The sequence below is a fragment of the Sphingomonas corticis genome (assembly GCF_012035195.1).
In the GTDB taxonomy this organism is placed as follows: domain Bacteria; phylum Pseudomonadota; class Alphaproteobacteria; order Sphingomonadales; family Sphingomonadaceae; genus Sphingomonas; species Sphingomonas corticis.
On the sequence record NZ_JAAVJH010000007.1, the window covers coordinates 1 to 19,430 of the forward strand.

At 67.0% G+C, this 19,430-nt stretch carries 16 protein-coding genes; 8 read left to right on the top strand and 8 right to left on the bottom strand.

The window, feature by feature from the left end:
* Positions 1-126: 126 nt before the first annotated feature.
* Positions 127-1,179, top strand: coding sequence for a tyrosine-type recombinase/integrase (locus tag HBH26_RS21195; protein ID WP_338057352.1), 1,053 nt, complete (start codon positions 127-129; stop codon positions 1,177-1,179).
* Here HBH26_RS21195 and HBH26_RS12465 read toward each other — a convergent pair.
* The 7 genes from HBH26_RS12465 to HBH26_RS12495 all read right to left on the bottom strand — a co-directional run bounded on the left by HBH26_RS12465 (position 1,176) and on the right by HBH26_RS12495 (position 5,569).
* The gene (locus HBH26_RS12465) at positions 1,176-1,556 is read right to left on the bottom strand and encodes a hypothetical protein (RefSeq protein ID WP_168134959.1); all 381 of its coding nucleotides are present in this window, start codon (positions 1,554-1,556) and stop codon (positions 1,176-1,178) included. The two genes, HBH26_RS21195 and HBH26_RS12465, sit on opposite strands and share 4 nt — an antisense overlap.
* Positions 1,557-1,632: 76 nt before the next feature.
* Complete coding sequence (locus HBH26_RS12470) at positions 1,633-2,058, bottom strand: hypothetical protein (protein WP_168134960.1); 426 nt, start codon at positions 2,056-2,058, stop codon at positions 1,633-1,635.
* A 125-nt stretch (positions 2,059-2,183) separates the two neighbouring features.
* Complete coding sequence (locus HBH26_RS12475) at positions 2,184-2,600, bottom strand: hypothetical protein (RefSeq protein ID WP_168134961.1); 417 nt, start codon at positions 2,598-2,600, stop codon at positions 2,184-2,186.
* Between the two features lie 413 nt (positions 2,601-3,013).
* On the bottom strand, positions 3,014-3,640 hold the full coding sequence (locus HBH26_RS12480; RefSeq protein WP_168134962.1) for a glutathione S-transferase family protein: 627 nt from the start codon (positions 3,638-3,640) through the stop codon (positions 3,014-3,016).
* Between the two features lie 55 nt (positions 3,641-3,695).
* Complete coding sequence (locus tag HBH26_RS20750) at positions 3,696-4,016, bottom strand: YdeI/OmpD-associated family protein (RefSeq protein WP_168134963.1); 321 nt, start codon at positions 4,014-4,016, stop codon at positions 3,696-3,698.
* Positions 4,017-4,278: 262 nt separating this feature from the next.
* The gene (locus HBH26_RS12490; RefSeq protein ID WP_168134964.1) at positions 4,279-4,977 is read right to left on the bottom strand and encodes an anti-sigma factor; all 699 of its coding nucleotides are present in this window, start codon (positions 4,975-4,977) and stop codon (positions 4,279-4,281) included.
* A complete protein-coding gene (locus tag HBH26_RS12495) occupies positions 4,967-5,569 on the bottom strand; it encodes a sigma-70 family RNA polymerase sigma factor (protein ID WP_168134965.1) in 603 nt (200 codons plus the stop codon). The genes HBH26_RS12490 and HBH26_RS12495 overlap by 11 nt, the downstream gene beginning before the upstream one ends.
* Before the next feature lie 122 nt (positions 5,570-5,691).
* Here HBH26_RS12495 and HBH26_RS12500 point away from each other — a divergent pair, with 122 nt between their 5' ends.
* The 7 genes from HBH26_RS12500 (at position 5,692) to HBH26_RS12530 (ending at position 16,676) form a co-directional block, all read left to right on the top strand.
* Positions 5,692-6,675, top strand: coding sequence for a ferritin-like domain-containing protein (locus tag HBH26_RS12500; protein ID WP_168134966.1), 984 nt, complete (start codon positions 5,692-5,694; stop codon positions 6,673-6,675).
* A gap of 56 nt (positions 6,676-6,731) precedes the next feature.
* Positions 6,732-7,742, top strand: a complete 1,011-nt coding sequence (locus tag HBH26_RS12505) for a ferritin-like domain-containing protein (RefSeq protein WP_168134967.1) — start codon at positions 6,732-6,734, stop codon at positions 7,740-7,742.
* An 88-nt stretch (positions 7,743-7,830) separates the two neighbouring features.
* A complete protein-coding gene (locus HBH26_RS12510) occupies positions 7,831-8,667 on the top strand; it encodes an outer membrane protein (RefSeq protein ID WP_168134968.1) in 837 nt (278 codons plus the stop codon).
* A gap of 222 nt (positions 8,668-8,889) precedes the next feature.
* Positions 8,890-10,041: a discoidin domain-containing protein gene (locus HBH26_RS12515; RefSeq protein WP_239024769.1), complete on the top strand. Its 1,152-nt coding sequence runs from the start codon at positions 8,890-8,892 to the stop codon at positions 10,039-10,041.
* Positions 10,042-10,486: 445 nt separating this feature from the next.
* The gene (locus tag HBH26_RS12520) at positions 10,487-13,342 is read left to right on the top strand and encodes a TonB-dependent receptor domain-containing protein (protein ID WP_168134970.1); all 2,856 of its coding nucleotides are present in this window, start codon (positions 10,487-10,489) and stop codon (positions 13,340-13,342) included.
* A gap of 458 nt (positions 13,343-13,800) precedes the next feature.
* Positions 13,801-14,865, top strand: coding sequence for an acyltransferase family protein (locus tag HBH26_RS12525; RefSeq protein WP_239024770.1), 1,065 nt, complete (start codon positions 13,801-13,803; stop codon positions 14,863-14,865).
* Between the two features lie 227 nt (positions 14,866-15,092).
* Positions 15,093-16,676: a Na+/H+ antiporter gene (locus HBH26_RS12530; RefSeq protein WP_168134972.1), complete on the top strand. Its 1,584-nt coding sequence runs from the start codon at positions 15,093-15,095 to the stop codon at positions 16,674-16,676.
* 27 nt (positions 16,677-16,703) lie between these two features.
* Here HBH26_RS12530 and HBH26_RS12535 read toward each other — a convergent pair whose 3' ends face one another.
* On the bottom strand, positions 16,704-19,430 hold the full coding sequence (locus HBH26_RS12535; RefSeq protein ID WP_168134973.1) for a TonB-dependent receptor: 2,727 nt from the start codon (positions 19,428-19,430) through the stop codon (positions 16,704-16,706).

A 19,430-nucleotide genomic window follows, 5' to 3' on the forward strand; every position in this document is an offset into this window, starting at 1 on the left:
TCGGGCTACGCCCGCCCTACGCCGCAACCAGCGCGAACGGTGCGACCCCCATACCCGTCACGCTGCTTGACGAAGGGGGTCCCTTTTGCACGCCGATAGGGGGTCCTTTTTGGACGCCGATTGACAGTGAAGGAGATCGGCGGACGGCTCTACTTCCGCCGCAAGGTCGCGGGGAAGGATTCCTATCACCGCCTGCCCGCGATCGACGATCCGGATTTCGCGGCCGAGTACGCACGGCTCTCCGCCCCTGAGATCGTGAAGCCCGGCCCCGCGCACGGGACACTCGGCTGGCTGGTCGCGAGCTATCGCGCCAGCGCGGAGTGGAAGGCGAAGAGCAGCCGAACCCGCGAGAACCAGGCTCGCTACCTTGATCTGATCGCCGAGAAGGACGGTCACCGCAGCACCTCGGGCGTGCGGCCGGTCCATGTCTACAAGCTGCGCGACCGCCTGCTGGACACGCCGGGCAAGGCCAACGTCTGGTTAAGCGTCTTCGGGTCGCTGATGCGTCATGCGGTCCGCCTGGGCGTGCGCGACGACAATCCCTGCGACAACGTGCCGATCCTGCGGACTGGCGAGCATGAGCCATGGCCGGCCGACCTTCTGCGCGTCTGCTTGGAGGTGGCCACGCCTATGACCCGGCTGGCGATCGTCAGCGCGCTCTGCTCCGGACAGCGCATCGGCGATCTCGTCCGGATGCAGTACGGCTGGATCTCCGGCGGCATCATGGAATTGGACCAGGAGAAGCGACGCCGCGGCGGGATCGTAAAGCACGTCGCCGTGCCGATGCACCCATTCTGGACCGAGGAGCTGGCCAAGCTGCCGCGGCGTTCCGTCACGCTGCTCTACGAGCGCAGCGGCGCACCGTTCAAGACGACCGGCGCTCTGCAGGAGCGCCTCCGTGCGCTGATGGACCACGAAGCCGTCCAGCAGGTCTCCGCGGACCTTGTCGCCCGCGAGGTCATCGCGGAGGGCGCGCGGTTCACATTCCACGGGCTGCGGAAGAACGCCTGCTGCTACCTGCTGGAGCGCGGCTTGAACGACAGCGAGGTGGGGGAGATCCTTGGCATGTCGCCGGAGATGGTCCGTCACTATGGCAAGCGCGCTCGCGCCCTGATGGTCGCTCGCGGCGCGGCCGACCGTATGACGAGCGGCCAGATTGTCGCGCTCGCTGGCCGCTAAGCCGGAACATCGTTTTTGCCGGCGTGCACGGCAGTAACCTTCATCGCGATCATATCTCTGATCGCTATCGATCCGTCGCTCTCGTCCGTCGGGATACCATGCACGAGCGCGTGCGAGGGATCATCGGGCAAGCCCTCGCCGCTCCGGGGATCTTCTTCTAGCCAGAACTTGGCCGCTGTATCAGCAAGCACCGCTCCGATCGAATCTGCGACAATCTGAAGCAACCTACCCGTGGCGCGAGTAGTCATCCATCTACCGACAACATCCCTTATCGTCGCAAGGTCATCGTCTGGATCGTTTGAGAAAACACCACAACGATTGACCGAAAGAGCGCCGTCATCAGCAGGCCGCGGCTTGAACGCACCTCCCGAGACCACGCCCCCTTGGACATGACCTCCACTAGCGTACCGCACGATATCGCAGCTCGTGTCGACTGCTTCACCCACAATACAATCAGCCTCGAACTAGCTTGCTCACACCGTGCGACACCAGCAATCCCGCGATCTTCGACAACGGAGCAACGCCACTGGCACGCGACACCACACCATTGGCTTCGGCAAAGAAGACGAACTGGATCTCCCCGACCGATCGGAAAATAAGTGCAGCTTGCTCGTTATCGCCCGACCGCCAAATAGCACGCAGATGACCACCATCCGTTAGAACTACGGCAGGCATGATCGTAGCGCTCGTTCTTACAAATCCTCGTAGGATCGCCATCGAAGCGGCGTTAAACGGAAGATCCTCGTCTTCCGCTAGTTCCTCAAGCTCGGCGCACCGGGCCTCCACCTCTTGCATGAGCTGCTGTCCAAGGTCGTCCTTGATGCTGGCAACAGAGTAGCTTTTGGACGAAGACGCGTTAGCTGGAGTGCTCGTCGTCATCGCGCCGACCGCTAGTGCCGCAACGTAGGACCCGAACGATCCCAAGGTTGCGGTTTCTCGGAAGATTGTAGCGCGACCGTTAGTGCGCACAGCACCCGTGTCGTAGCGAGGCAATGGCGAGAGGTTCAATTTAGTGTCTCTTGGCTAGAGTTTTCGAGGATCGTCATAAGATGCCTATGCAGATCTGCATATGCATCAGGTGCCGCATCCTTGATTGCCTGAACCAAGCCCACCGCTAGCTGACTGGCTGCGGCTGGAGCAATCCGCAAGGAAATGGTCTCGCGGTATGCGGTCTGATGATCGACGCGTTCTGGCCCGATAACGTTCCCAGCGTTGCTCATGTACATAGCCGTAAACCGCGGCACGGCAGCGAAGCAGGAGACGGTAAAGTCACGACCGAGGAAGCCAATGATGGACATGTCGACAGTCGCTATGTCCAAGGCCGGATCGCGTTCAACAACCACCGGCACGGTGCCGTCGGGCTGCGTGTCAGCGCGATCCTCAACCGTTCTGCGGACGCTCATCTCCACCGTATCAGCCATAACACTCCTACCCCCAGGAGGCCCCTATATAGTGCGGATAAGCTCGAAGGATACACCCACAAACGCGGCCTACCCCGTTTCAGGGGCGATCCCGCTCGAACAGGGAGCCTAGCTGTACCCCCAGCGTGGCAACCCATTGATATCGCTTCCGCCAGTTTTGCCCGGTCGAAGGGTACGGACCGTTGATTTTACACCAAAAATTGCCTCCACGGCTGAAACACGGGTTCGATTCCCGTAGGGGTCACCAGCCCCGCCCCAAGTGGCGGGATTTGGCGGAAAACCGACGAAATCCAACGCTGCCTTAGGCGCGCGATGCCGGGAATGGGCCGTGGATCGAGCCACTCGCACAAGCGCGCGAATTCGACGGATGCATGGTTTCGGATACAGCGCGCATCCCCTGATCGGTTGTCGATCTAGACTGCGGGGTGTTCATGCGAGCGGTCGAAGGCGCGCTTGTAGGCGTCGCGGCTCGTGGTGCGGGATAGATAGTCGGCTTCGGCGTCGCCGATGACGAACCCAGCATGGTTCGCGCCCAGGTTGAGCGCGTAGGATACCGAAATGTCGGCGGCTGTGAACCTTTCCCCTGCCATGTAGGGAGCGCGAGCGAGCTGCCGTCGAACGAGCAGCAGCCGCCGTTCCACGCATTCGCGCGCCCAACGTGCGCCCCAATTGTCGCGTTCTGCCTCTGGCGCGATGAAGCCGCTCACCAACGGAACCATCATCAAGGTCGCCAGCCCCGCCTCGCCCAGGTGGAGAAATTGCTGGTAGGTCGCGAAGGCTGGATCATCGGTCGAGGGCTGCATCGGCGTCGGCCCGTAACGACCCATCAGATATTCCATGATCGCAATGGACTCGACCATGGTGACGTCCCCGTCCTGGATTGCGGGCAGGAAGTCGCCGGGGTTGACGGCGAGCCACTCCGGTTCTCTTCGCGCGGCCAGCATGTCCACGTGCCGCAGGCGGTAGGGGATGCCCATTTCCTCCAGCACCCACGCGGCTCTGATCGAACGCGAGGTCTGTCCACCCCAAACCGTGATCATCTTCCCGAATCTCCGTGAGGGCTGATCTGATCGCACCATGACGTGAACGGCGTCGTCATCCTGCGGACGAGGTCCTCGCTTTACCGTCGATGAGGACAGCCTGCTGCCATCGGCTCGGCGCCTTGTCGGATCGGTGGATGCACCCCGCCCAGCAGCACGGCCGCTTCTTGCCTTGGAGCAGTTCCTCGCCAGTTCGCGCGATCCGCCGCTGGCGGGTTGCGGCCAACTTGGCGTCCTCGATCCAGCAGATGAATTCGTTGCGACCAAGCGACGTCAGGCCTTGCCACAGCGCCAGCACGTCGCCGTTCGATCGCAAGGCGGCTTCGAGATCTTCGGAAGCCTCGTGCACGGTACCATGAAGGAGCGCGTCGGCCACAAGGCCTCCCGATGTACGTGTGGAAGCGGTACCGCCGGCGGGCGGCGCGAAGCTGCCGGCCAGTATGACGTTCCGCGCGTGGGTTGTCGAATGCAGCTTCCACGACGCTTCGGGAAAACGCCGCTGTCCCTTCAGCGCGCGAAGGTCAGACCATCTTGGTGGAGGAGAGGAAAGCATCACGAAGCGGCGGTGACGCACAAGAAGGCGCGAACAGGCGAACCAACATTCGCGCGGGATCGAGCCGATCCGGTCGTGCGCGGAGCTACGTCATGTCGACGACCGCGCCCGTCGCGATCACCGCGCCCGTCGGCTTGCCGGTGGGTGAGCCACCTTGCGGTTCGATGGAGATCGCCAGCACCTCGTCCCGACCGGGGAGGCGAGCGTTCTTCAGCAGCGCAGGGGTGAGCGCCCCCGGGGCCAGCAGCCCGAGCGGACGCGGTACCTTGTCGCTGCCGATACGCCACAGTTCCGCCACGCGATCGGCAGGGACGACGATCGTGGCCGTCAGCCGGACGGACCCGCTGCGACGATCGACGAGTGCGGCGATGGGCGGCTGGTCGGCCCCCTCGGCGGGAACCAGAACCGCCACCAGCGGGCGGGCGGGCGGCGGCGCGACCGGGGGGGCGACCTGCGGAGCGGGAAAGGCCACCAGCGCGACCAGGGTCGCCGCGATCGCCCCCGCCGCGGTGCCGCCGGCGAACCACGGCCAGCGGGGGCGCACCTTCGCGACGGGCGTGCCGGCCGGGCGATGGTCGGCAAGCTCGATCCTGGCGAGCACGTCCGCCGGCGGCACGACCGCGTCATACCCTGCGATCAGCGCAGCCAGCTTCTCCCGCCACCAGGCGACTTCCATGGCGAAATCGCTGTCGGCCAGCATCCGCTCCAGGGCCGCCGCGCGATCGCCGCCTTCGAGCAGCCCCAGCGCCAGTTCGGCCGCCTCGATCTGATCGTCAGGCGTCATGTCGCATGCACTTTCGCAGCTCGAGAAGCGCGCGTCGCACGGTGCTCTTCATCGTCGCGAGCGGCACGCCCTCGCGCTGCGCGACCTCGCTGTAGGTAAGTCCGTCCAGGAATGCGGTGCTGATCGCGCGCCGGGGCCGCTCGCCGAGCAGCGTCAGGCAGCGGCGCAGCCGGTCCGCCTCCTCGTCCACGATCATCGCGTCGTCGGCGGCCGGCGCGGGGTCCGGACGATCGCCATCGAACGCGGCGTCATCTCCGACCGCAGCGGGGGGTGGACGATCGTGCGCGCGCCGCCAGTCGATCGCCCGGTTTCGCGCGATGGTGGCGAGCCAGGTGATCGGGCTGGACCGCAGCGGATCGAAGCTCGACGCGCGCCGCCACACGATCAGATACACTTCCTGCAGCACATCCTCCGCCGCCTGTCGCTCGCCGCAGATACGAAGACACACGCCGTAGAGCTTCGCCGAGCTCATGCGGTACACGCGCGCGAAGGCGGACTTGTCCGCCAGCCCGGTGGCGACGAGCGCGGCGGCCAGCCTCTGCCGGCGCGTCGATGCGTCTTCATCTGCGGCCTGTGGCGATTCTTCGGCCAATCCTCGTCCCTTTGGAATTTTTCCCGGTCTGCGTGCATCCCTGCCGCGTCGGCACTCGTAGCTGAATACGCCCGCATGAATGAAACCGTTCCGATCCCTCGCGGGCCATTGGGAGGTGCCGAGTGACGACGCAGCAGGATCTGGTCATCGACGCGTTTGACGCGCGGGTCGAGCGACGACACAATCGCAGGGCGCTGTTCACCGCGGCGCTCGGCGCGGCGGCGGTCGGATCGGCCTTCGCCTACAGCGATCCCGCGCTGGCGCAGTCGGCGGTGACGGACGCCGACGTCCTCAACTTCGCGCTCAACCTCGAGTATCTGGAGGCGCAATTCTACCTTTACGCCGTGAACGGCACCGGCCTGGCCGCGTCGCAGACCGCCAGCGGCGGCGGCGCAGCAGGCGGGACAGTGACCGGCGGTGCCCGCGTCGATTTCTCCGGCGATCCCATCGTCGGCGCCTATGCGCGGGAGATCGCCGCGGACGAGGCGGCACATGTCGCCTTCCTGCGCACCAATCTCGGCTCGGCGGCAGTGGCCATGCCGAACATCAACATTTCCGGCGCGTCGGACGGACCGTTCACCGCCGCCGCGCGAGCCGCCGGGGTGGTCGGGCCGACGGGGACGTTCAATCCCTATGCCTCGCCCAATGATTTCCTGCTCGGCGCCTTCATCTTCGAGGACGTCGGCGTCACCGCCTACAAAGGCGCCGCGCCGCTGCTCAGCAACAAGACCTTCCTGGAAGCGGCGGCAGGCATTCTCGCCGTGGAGGCGTACCACGCCGCCATCGTTCGCACGACACTGTACGCCAAGGGCGTGCAGGCGCTGGTCGATGCGACCGAGCTGATCTCCAACGCGCGTGATACGCTGGATGGAAGTCCGGCCGAAGACCGCATCCGCGGTATCGGGCCCGAGGCTGACCAGGGGATCGCGCCGTCGGGCAGCGGCAACACGCTGACGTCGAACATCGCGCCGCTCAACGTCAACGGCCTCGCGTACAGCCGCACCACGGGACAGGTGCTCAACATCGTCTACCTGAACGCGGGCACCACCACGATGGGCGGGTTCTTCCCGAACGGCGTCAACGGAAACATCCGCTCCACGACGTGATCGGGCCGGTCCGGTTCCTCACGCCCAGCGGCTTTTTCAAATTCAGGACGGTTCCCATGATCGACCATCGCCAAGCTCTCGATATCCTCGCTGCCGCGGACGCGCGGCGCAGCGCCCGACGACAGTTCCTGAAGGTGGCGGGCGGCGGCACGCTCGCGCTCGGCGGCGCCAGCCTGCTGTCGGGCTGCTTCGATTCCGAAGGCGACGACGCGCCCATGCCCACCCCCACGCCGACACCCACGCCGGCGGCCGTGACCGACAGCGACATCCTCAACCTGGCGCTCAACCTCGAGTATCTCGAAGCGCAATTCTACCTCTTCGCCGTGAACGGCACCGGGCTGCCCGCGTCGCAGATCGCCAGCGGCAGCGGAGCCGCCGGGGGCACCGTGACGGGCGGGGCACGGGTCGACTTCACGCGTGACCCGCTGGTCGGCGCCTACGCCCGCGAGATCGCGGCGGACGAGGCGGCGCACGTCGCGTTCCTGCGCACCGCGCTCGGCTCCGCGGCGGTGGCGATGCCCAACATCAACATCTCGGGCGATGCCAACGGTGCGTTCACCGCGGCGGCCCGGGCGGCCGGAGTGATCGGCGCGAACGAGACCTTCAATCCCTATTCGTCGCCGGAGAACTTCCTGCTCGGCGCGTACATCTTCGAGGACGTCGGCGTCACCGCGTACAAGGGCGCCGCCCCGCTGCTGAGCAGCAAGGTCTTTCTTGAGGCGGCGGCGGGGATCCTCGCGGCGGAGGCATATCACGCGGGGCTCGTGCGCACCGTCCTGTACGCCAAGGGCTTGACGACCGCGTCGCTCATCACCGCCAGTGGCCGCATCTCCGATGCCCGCGACGCGCTCGATCAGAACGGCGATTCCGACCAGGGCCTGACCGCGGCGGGCGGCGCCGCGAACATCGTGCCGGCGGACGGCGACGCGATCGCCTACAGCCGCAACAGCCGGCAGGTGCACAACATCGTGTACCTGAATGCGACCGGCGCCAACCTGAACGGCGGCGGCTTCTTCCCCAACGGGACCAACAATCCCAACCCCACGCTGCGGGTGGGTTTGCCGTGACGATGCCGACGACCGCCAGCCGACCTTGCCTCTCGCCGGCGGGTGCGTTCGACGCGCCCGCCGCCGTCTCGTCAGAAGGGAATATCGCATGAAGATCATCGCTCTGGCCGCGGGCGTCGCCATCGCCCTCACCACGTTTCCCGCCGCCGCGCAGGAGGATGCGGGGTTCAACGGACTCTATGTCGGCGCCGCGGGCGGCTACGACGTGCAGCCCAACGACACCGGCTCCGGCGTGCTGTTCGACCGCAACCTCGACGGCCGGTACGGCGATGTCGTGCGTACCGGATCGGGCGCGGACGCCTTCTCGCCGGGCTTCTGCAACGGCGCGGCACGCAATCAGCTCAGCCCCGGCGCGGGCGGGTCGTGCGCGAACGACAAGGACGACTGGGCCTATTACGGGCGGGTCGGCCTCGACGCGCAGCGCGGACGGATCGTCGTCGGCGTCGTCGGCGAGTTCGGCACGACGAACATCACCGACGCCGTCACCGCCTTCTCCAGCACCCCGGCGAGCTACGTGTTCAATCGCGGGATCGACTGGGAAGCGGGCATCCGCGCGCGAGCCGGCTTCACGCCCAACGACACGACGCTGTTCTACGGCACCTTCGGTCCCGGTTACGCCCGGATCGACCGGGCCTTCGGATCGACCAACACCACCAACACCTTCACCGGCAGCGGCAAGCGCAACCAGTTCGGCATCCAGGGCGGCGGCGGCGTGGAACAGCGGATCGGGCGCTTCTCCATCGGACTCGAGTACCTGTACCACCAATATCGCGACGACGATTACGTCGTGCGCGCCGCCGGGCCGGCGGGCACGCCCTTCACCAATGCCGCCAACGGCGGAAACGCCGCCGGCACCGACTTCATCCGCAGCGACGACAAGTTCCGCTGGCATTCGATGCGGGCGACGGTCGGCTTCCGCTTCTGATTGGCCTGTGCCGCTTGCCCGATCCGGTCGCGCCGGTCGGGCAGGCGGCTCTCGTCGGTCCGGGTTGCAGCATCCTGAAGTCCCGTTGCCATCACGGACCGATCTGGACCCACGCACTCGATCGCATCGCTGGACTGCTGGCCCGCCTGACGATCCTGTCGCCGCTCATGCCGCTCAGCGGCGGTGATGCACGGGGTGGCGGGCGATCCCTGCTGGCCGACCATGCCCGACGCACCCTATACGGAGAAGAACGGCAATTCGGGCGTCCGCGGCGGCGCTCTGTGGTGGCCGGCGGAGACCAACACCTCGATCCGTCCCGGCTGGTTCTACCACGCCGACGAGGACGGCCGGGTGAAGAGCCCGCAGCGGCTGATGCGCTTCTTCGACGAGAGCGTCGGGCGCGGCACCAACATGCACCTCAACATTCCGCCCGACCGGCGCGGTCGGGTCCATCCCCACGACGTCGAGGTGCTGGCGTCGTTCGGCCACGCTCTCCGCGCGAGCTTCGCGACCGACCTCGCGCAAGGCGCGATCGCGCACGCCAGCCACGAGCGCGGACCCGCCTTCGCCGCCGCCAAGGTGCTCGACGGCGACTGGCGCAGCTACTGGTCGACCGACGACGGGGTGAGCACGCCCGAGCTGATCCTCGACCTGCCGCCGGGCCGGCCGTTCGACCTGATCCGTCTGGAGGAGTATCTTCCGCTCGGCGTCCGCGTCTCCCGCTTCGCGCTCGACGTGCAGGAGGACGGCGATGCGTGGCGTCGGATCGCCGAGCACGAATGCATCGGCCAGTCGCGCATCGTGCGGCTGGAACAACCGGTCAGCGCAAGGCGACTGCGCCTGACCATCCTCGACGCGCCGGTGCCCCCCGCCATCAGCCGGATCGCGGTGTTCCGCTCGGTTGCACCCCGCGCGGTGGCACGAGTCCGGTCCAGCGATCCTACCGTCCTGTCCTCCGCCGGATGGCGCATCGTCTCGGCGAGCGCGCCGGGCGCGGAGCAGCTGATCGACGACGATCCCGGTACCAGCTGGGTCGCCCCCGCCCCGTCGTCCCGCGCCCCCGCCGTCGTCGTGATCGCGCTCGGCGCGCCCGTCCGTCTCGGCGGGCTCAGCATCGTGCCGAGCCGGGCGGTGATGAGCCGGGCGTCGCCTCCGCGCGGCTTCGTCGCTGAGACCAGCGTCGACGGTGCGACCTGGCAGCCGGCGGCGGGCGGCGTGCTGCCGAACATCGCCTATGCGCGCTCGGCCCAGCGCTTTCCGATCGCCCCGCCCCGCGAGGCCCGTTACGTCCGCCTCAGCTTCGCCGATCTGGCGGTCCCTGCCGACCGGCTCGCGCTGGCAGAGGTCGGCTTGTTCTCGAGCTTGGACCGATGACGGCCGTCCCCGGCGGCAGCGCCGATTTCCGCGCCCCGCCGCGCGGTGTGTAGCGGGAGCATGCTCTTCCTCGCTCCTCCCCCGCCTGAGATCGTCGCGTCGCCTACCGGACCCCGCCCGCCCGTCGCGGTGCGGCGCAGCCTCGATTCCACCGATCGTGCGATCGACATCCGCGTCGCCGACCAGAGCTGCCGCGATGCCCGCTTTCCCGTCGTGCCCCGTCGTGCCCCGTCGCCCGATGGAACGTTCCGCGCTCGGAACGATGCAAGCGGCCGCGAGCGTCCGCCATCGTCGCTCTTTCGAGCATGTGGCCGGCGGGCAACACCGACCCGGAAACTTCCGGACAATCGACTGAGAAACATCGCAAAGCCTTGCAGCCCTCCGGTCTGACGATCAGCATGGATCCATAAATGCGATGCATAGCATCCGAACCACGGGGGATCGTATGACACGTAGGTGGCTGGTGACGAGCGTCGGCGTGATGAGCATCGCGACTGCTTTGGCACCGTCTTCGGCGGGGGCACAGGCGGCTCCCGAGCAGGCGCCCGCCGATGTCGCGGCGGAGACCGGGACGGACATCGTCGTCACCGGCTCGCGCATCCGGCGCGATCCGCTCGACAATCCCTCCCCGGTGGTCACCGTGGACGAAGCGGCGATCGCCAAGACCGGCCTCTCCTCCATCGCCGACGTGTTGCAGCGCATTCCCGCCTCGTCGGGTGGTCTCAACACCAAATTCAACAATTCCGGCAACCTCGGCAATCCGCCCGACGGCGGCGGCGTGGGCGCGGGCTCGGCGGCGATCGACCTGCGGTATCTCGGCGCGAAGCGGACGCTCGTGCTGGTCGACGGGTTGCGCTACGTGAACGGTGCCAGCGCCAGCGGCATTCCGGGCACCGTCGACCTGAACTCCATCCCGGACGTGATGATCCAGCGGGTCGAGGTGCTGCAATCGGCGGCGTCGGCGCTCTACGGGTCGGACGCGATCGGTGGCGTCGTCAACATCATCACCCGGTCCGGCCAGAACGGCTTTCGCGCGTCGGCGCAATACGGCCAGTATCTGAAGTACGACGACGGTGCGACGCAGAATTATCAGCTCAGCTGGGGCGGCGGCTCCGACGGCGTTCATCTCGACGTCGGCGGCTTCTACACCAAGCAGGAGTCGGTCCGCGCCAGCAACCGCTCGATCTCGCAATTCCCCAATCCGGGCCAGACGACCTGCGACATCAATCCAAGCCCGTGCAGCAGCTTCACGCCGCTGGGCCGGTTCCTCGTCAACGGCCAGAACATCACGTTGCGCGCGCCGGTGATCGGTCGCCGCCCGGTGTACGATCCGACCCTGGCAACCGGGGACTTCAAGGCCTTCACCGCGGCGGACCGCTTCAACTTTGCACCGTTCAACTACTTTCTCACCCCGAACGAGCGCTACGGCGGCTTCGCCAACGCGCGCGCGGAATTCAGCGACGCGTTCAACGTCCGGGTGAAGGCGGTGTGGAACCACCGCCAGTCGCAGAACCAGGCCGCGTTCCTGCCGCTCGGGATCGGACCGGACGTCGGAAACGGCAATCTGCTGGACACGATCTCGGTCGACGCCACCAATCCGTTCAATCCGTTCGGCGTCACGCTGGTCCCGGGGCAGAACTACACCGCGATCTTCCGTCGCCTGATCGAGAACGGGCAGCGGACCTACAGCCAGACCGTGGATACCTGGTCGGTGACCGGCACGATCGACGGCAAGTTCGACCTGTTCGGGCGCAACTGGTATTACGACGCCAATGCCGTGCTCGCCACCAACGACGCGCACCAGCTGTTCACCGGCAACGTCAACGCGGCGCGGCTGCAACAGGCGCTCGGCCCGGTCAGCCAGTGCACGGGCGCTTGCGTCCCGTTCAACTTCTTCGGCGGCGTCGGTTCGATCACGCCAGAGATGCTGGGCTTCGTCGCCTTCGACGAACGCTCGCGCAGTCAGCAGCGGCTGAACGACTACACCGTCAACCTTTCCGGCGAGCTGTTCGACCTGCCCGGTGGCGCGGTGGGCGTCGCCCTCGGTTACGAACACCGGGACCAGCAGGGCAGCTTCACGCCCGATCCGATCATCCAGGCGGGTTTGGGTGCGGACATCCCCGCGCAGGCGGCACGGGGACGGTTCAACGTCGACGAATTCTACGGCGAGCTTCGCCTGCCGCTCATCAGGGACGTACCGTTCCTCAACCTGGTCGAGCTGAACGGCGCCGTGCGTCATTCCGACTTCTCGACCTTCGGCAGCAACACGACGCTGACCGGTGGCGCGCTGTGGAAGCCGGTGGCCGACCTCCTGCTGCGCGGCCAATATGCCGAGAGCTATCGCGCCGCCTCGATCGGCGAGCTGTTCGGCGCGCAATCGCGGTTCGACCAGCCGCTGGCCGACCCGTGCAGCAACATCGCCGGTTCGCCCTACCAGGCATCGGCGACGGTGCGCGCGAACTGCACCGCCAATGGCGTGCCCGCGAACGGCAGCTATGCCGAGCCGACCGGCCAGCTGCCGGTGCTGACGGGAGGCAACCAGGCGCTGCAGCCGGAAACCGCCCGGACGTGGCTGTTCGGCGGTGTCTACAGCCCCGTCTGGGCACGACAGGGCTTCGCCAGCGCGCTCAGCCTGGAAGTGAACTATTACGACATCAAGGTGGACGGCGCGATCGCCTCGATCCCGGCGGACGTGCTGCTGAACCGCTGCGCGCAGACCGGCGACGCCCTGTCCTGCGCGGCGGTGGTGCGCAGCGGCAGCGGCTTCGTGTCATCGATCAACGGCGTGCTGCTGAACACCAACGGCATCCGCACCCGCGGCGTCGACGTGACGTTCAACCTGCGCTCGCGCGAGACCGGCGCGGGCACGTTCGGCCTATCGGTCAGCGGCAACTACCTGCTGAAGTACGAGGAGGAGGTGCCGGCCACCACCGGCACCACCGCCACCGACTACACCGGCACCGAGCGCGGTAGCCCGGATCAGGCCTATCCCCACTTCAAGGGGCAGGCGACCCTGGACTGGGATATCGGCCCGGTCGCGGCCGCCTTCACCGGGCGCTACATCGACGACGTGATCGAGCAGCAGGGCGGCAACAAGCTCAAGAGCCGCTTCTACGGCGATGTGCAATTGACGTTCCGGCCGACGTGGATCGGCGAGCGCGTCGGCCTGACGCTGGGCATCAACAACGTGTTCGACACCGATCCGCCGGCTTGCTTCTCGTGCAGCCTGAACAACTACGACCCGACTACCTATGACGTACCGGGCCGGTTCGGCTACGCCCGCCTGAGCTACGGTTTCTGAGGCGCCGAGCGTCCGGGCGTTCGCGCCCGGACGTCCGCTGTCCCGTCCCGCCGTTGCAGCGGCCGGAAAACGACGACACCACGACCAAGGGAGTCGACGAGGCTACGGGACTGCGCCTCGGCCGCGTGTCCGGCTCCGCCCGGCAGATCAACATCTTCATGTCCCCGCTCCTTTCCCGCAGGTTTCAACGGGCCGAAGACTTCTCACCCAAACCGATTGAAAACATAGGGAGGACGTCACTGCCTCCATGACCCGAATCAGCAACGGATCATCAGCATCCAACTCGGTCAATTCATTAACGACGCAAAGCGGATCCTGATGATCGCCAGGAGCTGCCGCTTCTCAAAACAAGCGTTTCCTTACGATTTACCAACATTCGCCGGCTCTGCCGATTGGCTAGACGGCAAGGATGCGTTAGCGGCCCCCGGCCATTGTGGCGAGCAGCGGGGGGCGCTGATATGTCGAAGCAACGGGTCGATTGGGTTGACACGGCGAAAGGTGTGTCGATCGTTCTGGTCACCTTTCTCCATGTGGTTCAGTTATCTGAAGCTTCGGGCCTGCCCGTCTATCGCCTCGTCCGGCTGAACTCGTATCTGTCGCAGATCCGCATGCCGCTGTTCTTCGCTGTCGCCGGCGTGTTCGCGGGCAAGGCGATCGCGGGCTCGTGGCCCTCCCTTCTCCGAACGAAGGTGGCGCTCTACGCGTGGCTGATCCTGATCTGGTCCATCGTGCGCTGGTCGATGATTACCTTCGTTGTGAACAATCCCGACAACCCGCTTGAGGGCGGCCAGATCACGGAACTCGCGTACCCGTTCTTCGCGCCGATCACGGGAATCTGGTTTCTCTGGTCTCTGGCCATTTTCTTCGTGCTGACGAAGGTGTTGCGCGCCCTTCCGACGATGACTGCGGTCGCAGTCGCGGGAGGCATATCAATCCTCTCGGTGACCTGGCAGTCACTGGACCGGTCCGCCATCGCGACATTCGTGTTCGACAACATAGCGTACCGCAACTCGATGCTATACTTCGTGTTCTTCGTTGCCGCGGCGTTGATGCCGCAGTTGATCTTCCGGATCGGCGTTCTGTCGGGAAGGTGGGTGTTGCCAGCCCTGGCTTCCTCCTTCGCGATCCTGGCGATCGCCCGTGCCGCTCCGATACCCATCTTCGATGGCACCGCGAGGCTTGCCTCGTCCGTGCTGGGGGTGAGCGGCGTCCTCATCGCGAGCCGGATCGTCACGTCGAACGTCGTTGGACAGGCATTCAACTATCTGGGGAAGAATACACTGGCGATCTATGTCGCCCAGATCCCCGTCATCTGCATCTTCATGGCGCTCATGCATCCATACGTCGGGCAGGCTGGAAAGCTGGTGACGGCGGCGGGAACGGTGTTCGTGACCGCCATGGTCGTCTTGCTTACGCTGGGCATACAGGCGCTTGCCAAAGCCGCGGGTGCGGGGTGGATGTATCGGTTGCCGAGGAGAGCCGGCGACCGCGACATCGTCGCCACCATGACCAAGGTTGTCTGAAGCGCCGCGCGGGAAACCTGCTGGCTCCTCTTCCGGCGTCGACACAAATCGACGCGCCCCTTTCCTCGGGCGAAGACCGGGCGCTGACCGGTGTCGCCGCGCGCCAGCGCGGGTGGGACAGGGGTGAGCGTTGACTTGCCGGTCGCACGTTCCCGCACACGCACGTTCGTGTTGATCGCGCTGACCTTTTCGGCTTTTCCCGACGATCACGGTGGGAGGGCGGCGACATGCATGCGGCGGCGGGGTTCGAGCTGATCATCGCGATGTTCCTCGTGATCGTGGGGCTGCACTACCTCGCCCGGCGCCTGTCGCTGCCGCCCGCCGCGGCGCTGATCGTCGGCGGCGGTGCCGTCGCGTTCTTGCCGGGGGCGCCGGGCATCGCGATCGATCCCGAGCTGGTGCTCGTCCTGTTCCTGCCGCCGCTGCTGATGGACGGCGCGTGGTTCACCGCGATCGCCCCCTTCCGGCGGCAGATGGCCGGCATCCTGTCGCTCGCGGTCGGCGCGGTCTTCTTCACCACCGCGGCGGTCGCCGTGGTCACGAAGCTGCTGCTGCCCTCGCTGCCCTGGGCCGCGTGCGTCGTCCTTGGCGCGATCCTGTCGCCGCCCGACGCGGTGTCGGCGCGCGCGGTGTTGCAGCGGGTCAGACTGCCGCGGCGCCTGTCGACGCTGCTGGAGGGCGAGAGCCTGCTGAACGATGCCGCCGGGCTGGTGCTGTTCCGCTTCGCCGTGGCCGCGGTGCTGACCGGCACCTTCAGCCTGGGGGCGGCGACGGGCACCTTCGTGCTGCTGGTGCTGGGCGGGGTGGCGGTCGGCGCGGCGATCGGCGGAACATGGGTGGCGCTGCTGCGCCGGCTGGGCGACGACACGCTGATGATCGCGGCGACGATACTCGTCTGCTGGAGCGCCTATATCGCGGGCGAGCTGCTCCACGTCTCCGGCGTGATCGCGGTGGTGACCGCCGGCCTGATCTGCGGCTGGTACCAGCACGTCGTGTTCAGTGCGAGTGTCCGCATCCGCGCGCTCGCCTTCTGGCAGGTGCTGGTGTTCCTGCTGGAAGCCGCGGTGTTCACGCTGATCGGGTTGTCGCTGCGCGGGCTGTTCGACCGGATCGGCGACCCCGCGCGCATCGTCGGCACGATGGCGGTCCCGGTGCTGCTGATCGTCGCGGCGGTGATCGTCGCGCGGTTCGTGTGGATCTTCGGCACCGATGCGATCGTCGCGCTGCTGGGCCGGGCCGGCTGGACAGCGGCCCGCCCGCTCGGCAGCCGCGCGGCGCTGGTGATGAGCTGGGCCGGGATGCGCGGGGTGGTGACGCTGGCGGTCGCGCTGTCGTTGCCGGAAGCGATGCCCGCGCGCGACCTGATGCTGGTCACGGCCTTCGCCGTCATCCTCGTCACGGTGCTGGTGCAAGGGACGTCGCTTGGCTGGATCATCCGCCGTGCCCGGCCGCGCGAGGACCCGGCCGCGCTGCCGCCGCTCGACCTCTCCGCCGCGGAGCGGGAGATGTTCCGCGCGCAACTCGCCGCGGTGGAGCGCGAGGCGCATGACGAGCGCGGGGAGCTGGTCCACCCGCAGCTGCTGCGCCGCTACCGCGCGCGCGCCACCGCCGGCGAGACGTTCGAGGGCACCGACGAGGAACGCCGCGACGCGATCGCGCGCCACTTCGACGTCATCATCGCCGCGGTGCAGGCGGGCCGTGCCGAACTGGTCCGGCTGCACCGCCACGGGCGCATCGACGACGCGACGCTCCACGATCTCGAGCACGACCTGGACCTGGAGGAACTGGGCGCCATCGCCGCCAAGGGATGACGCTCGCGCGAGGGCGAGCGCTCCCCCTCAGAAGGTGGCGCGGACCCCCAAAGCGTAGCGGGGCCCGTAGGTCTCGTAGGTGATCACCCGCTCCGGAAAGACCGAGTAGGTGAAGGTCTTCTCGTTGAAGATGTTCAACCCTTGCGCGAACACCGTCACGTTGGGCGTGATCGCGTAGTTGATGCTCGCGTCGGCGATGCCATAGGCGGCGACGTTCACCGGCTGGCCGCGGTTGCCCTGCGCCGTCTGCTCGTACGCCTCGCGATGGTTGTACGCGATCCGCATCTGCAGCGGCCCCTTCTCGTAGAAGCCGACCACGTTGAACGTGTTGCCGTCGTCGCCGACGAAGCTGGCATTGCCCTGCACGCCCAGTCCGTCGAACGGCGCCGGCAGCCCGGTGAAGGTGTACTGACCGCCGATCTCGATCCCGCGGATGCGATCGTCGCCGACGTTCTCCGGACGGGTGCGGCGGAAATCGAGGCCCAGGATCTCGATGTTGGTCGTCACCGATTCCGTCAGGTTCTTCAGGTCCTTCTGGAATGCCGCGACGCTGATGTAGCTTGCCCGGTCGATGTACCAGGTCAGCGCCGCGTCGTAGTTCCAGCCGATCAGCGGCAGCAGCCCCGGGTTGCCGTCGGTGATCGCGCGCTCGCGCGGGCGCGGGTTGATGTTGCGGATCAGCAGAAGGTCGCTGAGCGTCGCGCGGGTCAGCGTGCGCGCCACCGCGGCCTGGAAGATCACGTCGTCGACCACGTCGACCTTCAGGTTCGCGCTCGGCAGCCACTCGTCGTAGCGCCCCTTCTCCTCCAGCGCCTGCGGTGCGGACAGATTGACGACGGGGTCGAGGCCCGGCCCCGGCTGCGTGATGCTGAGGATTTCCTGACCGAAGCCGGTCGAGGTCACGTCGGTGCGCGTGTAGCGCAGGCCGACGTTACCCGACCAGTTCCGGGTCCCGAACGTCCCGCCGAAGGACGCCTGCGCGAAGGCGCTGATCGTCTCCTCCCGTGCGGTGCCGCTGTTGCTGGGCACCAGCACGACGTCCAGCGTGCCGCCGTTCGCCGCCAGCGCCGCGCGCGTCGCGTTGGGATCGCGCGTCGCATTGATCGCGGCATCGGTCAGCAGGTACGCGGCGACATCGCCCGCCGAATAGGCCGGGAAGCCGTTGGGGAACATGCCGATGCCCAGGAAATCCTTGGCGTCGGCGGGCCGGCCGAACAGGTCCTGCGGCACCGGGATGCCGCCGAACACGCTCTGCAAGGCGTCGGGAGTCTTCGTCGAGATGCGGCCCTTCTTGCGGTCCGAATAGTTGAGACCGACGCTGATCCCGCGCAGGAAATCGGCCGGCGCCTCGTACTTGGCCTGCGTGTTCACCTGGAAGATCTCGTCCTCCACGCTCACGCCCTCGTAGGTGATGTAGCCGAGCCGCGCGTTCGACGTGTCGAGGAAGTTGCCGAGATTGCTGTAGACCGGCTTGCCGTTGTCGCTCAGGCTGAACTGCGCCGTGGCGGGCGAGTAGCCGACCCCGGAGAGGTTCGATTCGAACCACGCCTGGTTCCCGCCGGTGTCGTCGGTCGCGCGCGACCACGACACGTCGACGAAGCCGGACAGTCCCTCCGCGGGCCGCCACTCCAGATTGCCGCCGACCTGATAGGTCTGCGCCAGGCGCGGGCGCACCTGATTGGTGATGAACGGGCCCGACGCGATGCCGGTGTAGCTGGTGATGCTGTTGTTCTCGTTCACCGTCGCGGCGGTGATGTCGCCGGGGCCGCCGTAGACGAAGAACACCTTGTTGTCGTCGTTGACGTCCAGCTTCGAATACAGGCCGTCGATCGTCAGCTGCAGCGTGTCCGCCGGCTTCCACTGGAGCGTGGCGAGGCCCGACAGGCGCTTTCGCGACGTGCTGTTGACGCCATATTCGACGTAGGTCGGCAGCGACACGCCGGTGAATTCGTTGGTGCCGTCGTCGTTCAGGTCGAGGTTCTGGTTGGCTTCCCAGCCGTCGGTGAAGATCCGCCGGCCCGCGATCTTGCGGTCGAGATAGGAGAAGGCGGCCAGGACGCCGAACGTATCGTCGGCGAAGGTGGTGCTGAACAGGCCCGACAGCTGCGGCGACACCTTGCCGCGCAGGTCGTCGTAATTGCCCTGCGCGGAGAGCACGGCGCGCGTCTCGCCGAAATCGAACGGGCGCGCGGTGTACATGTCGACCGTGGCGGCGATCCCGCCCTCGAACTGCGCGGCGGTCGGCGTCTTCGACACGTCCACGCGGTTGATGAGCTCGGCGGGCAGGATGTCGAACGAGAATTCGCGCCCCTGGTTCTCCGTCGCGAGGACGCGGCCGTTGTAGAGCGCGGTGCTGAACGCCGGCCCCAGCCCGCGCACCGTGATGAACTGCCCCTCGCCGTTGTCGCGCGAGATGGTGACGCCGGGGATGCGCTGGATCGCCTCCGCGATGTTCTGGTCGGGCAGCTTGCCGATATCGTCGGCGACGATGGAATCGACGATGTTGGGCGCCTGCCGCTTGATGTCCGTGGCGCGGCGAAGGCTCTCTCGCAGGCCGGTAACGACGATGTCGGCGCCTGCCTCCTCGTCGAGCGGCGTGCCCGTTTGCGCCGCGGCGGCGTCCGCGGGCTGATCCTTGATCTGCGCGTCCTCCGGTCCGGCACGACGCTCCTGCGCGCCCGCGGCGCCGGCGCCCGCCGCGACGAATATCGTCGCCAGACCGGTCATGCAGACCCGAGACCAACCCTTCGCCAT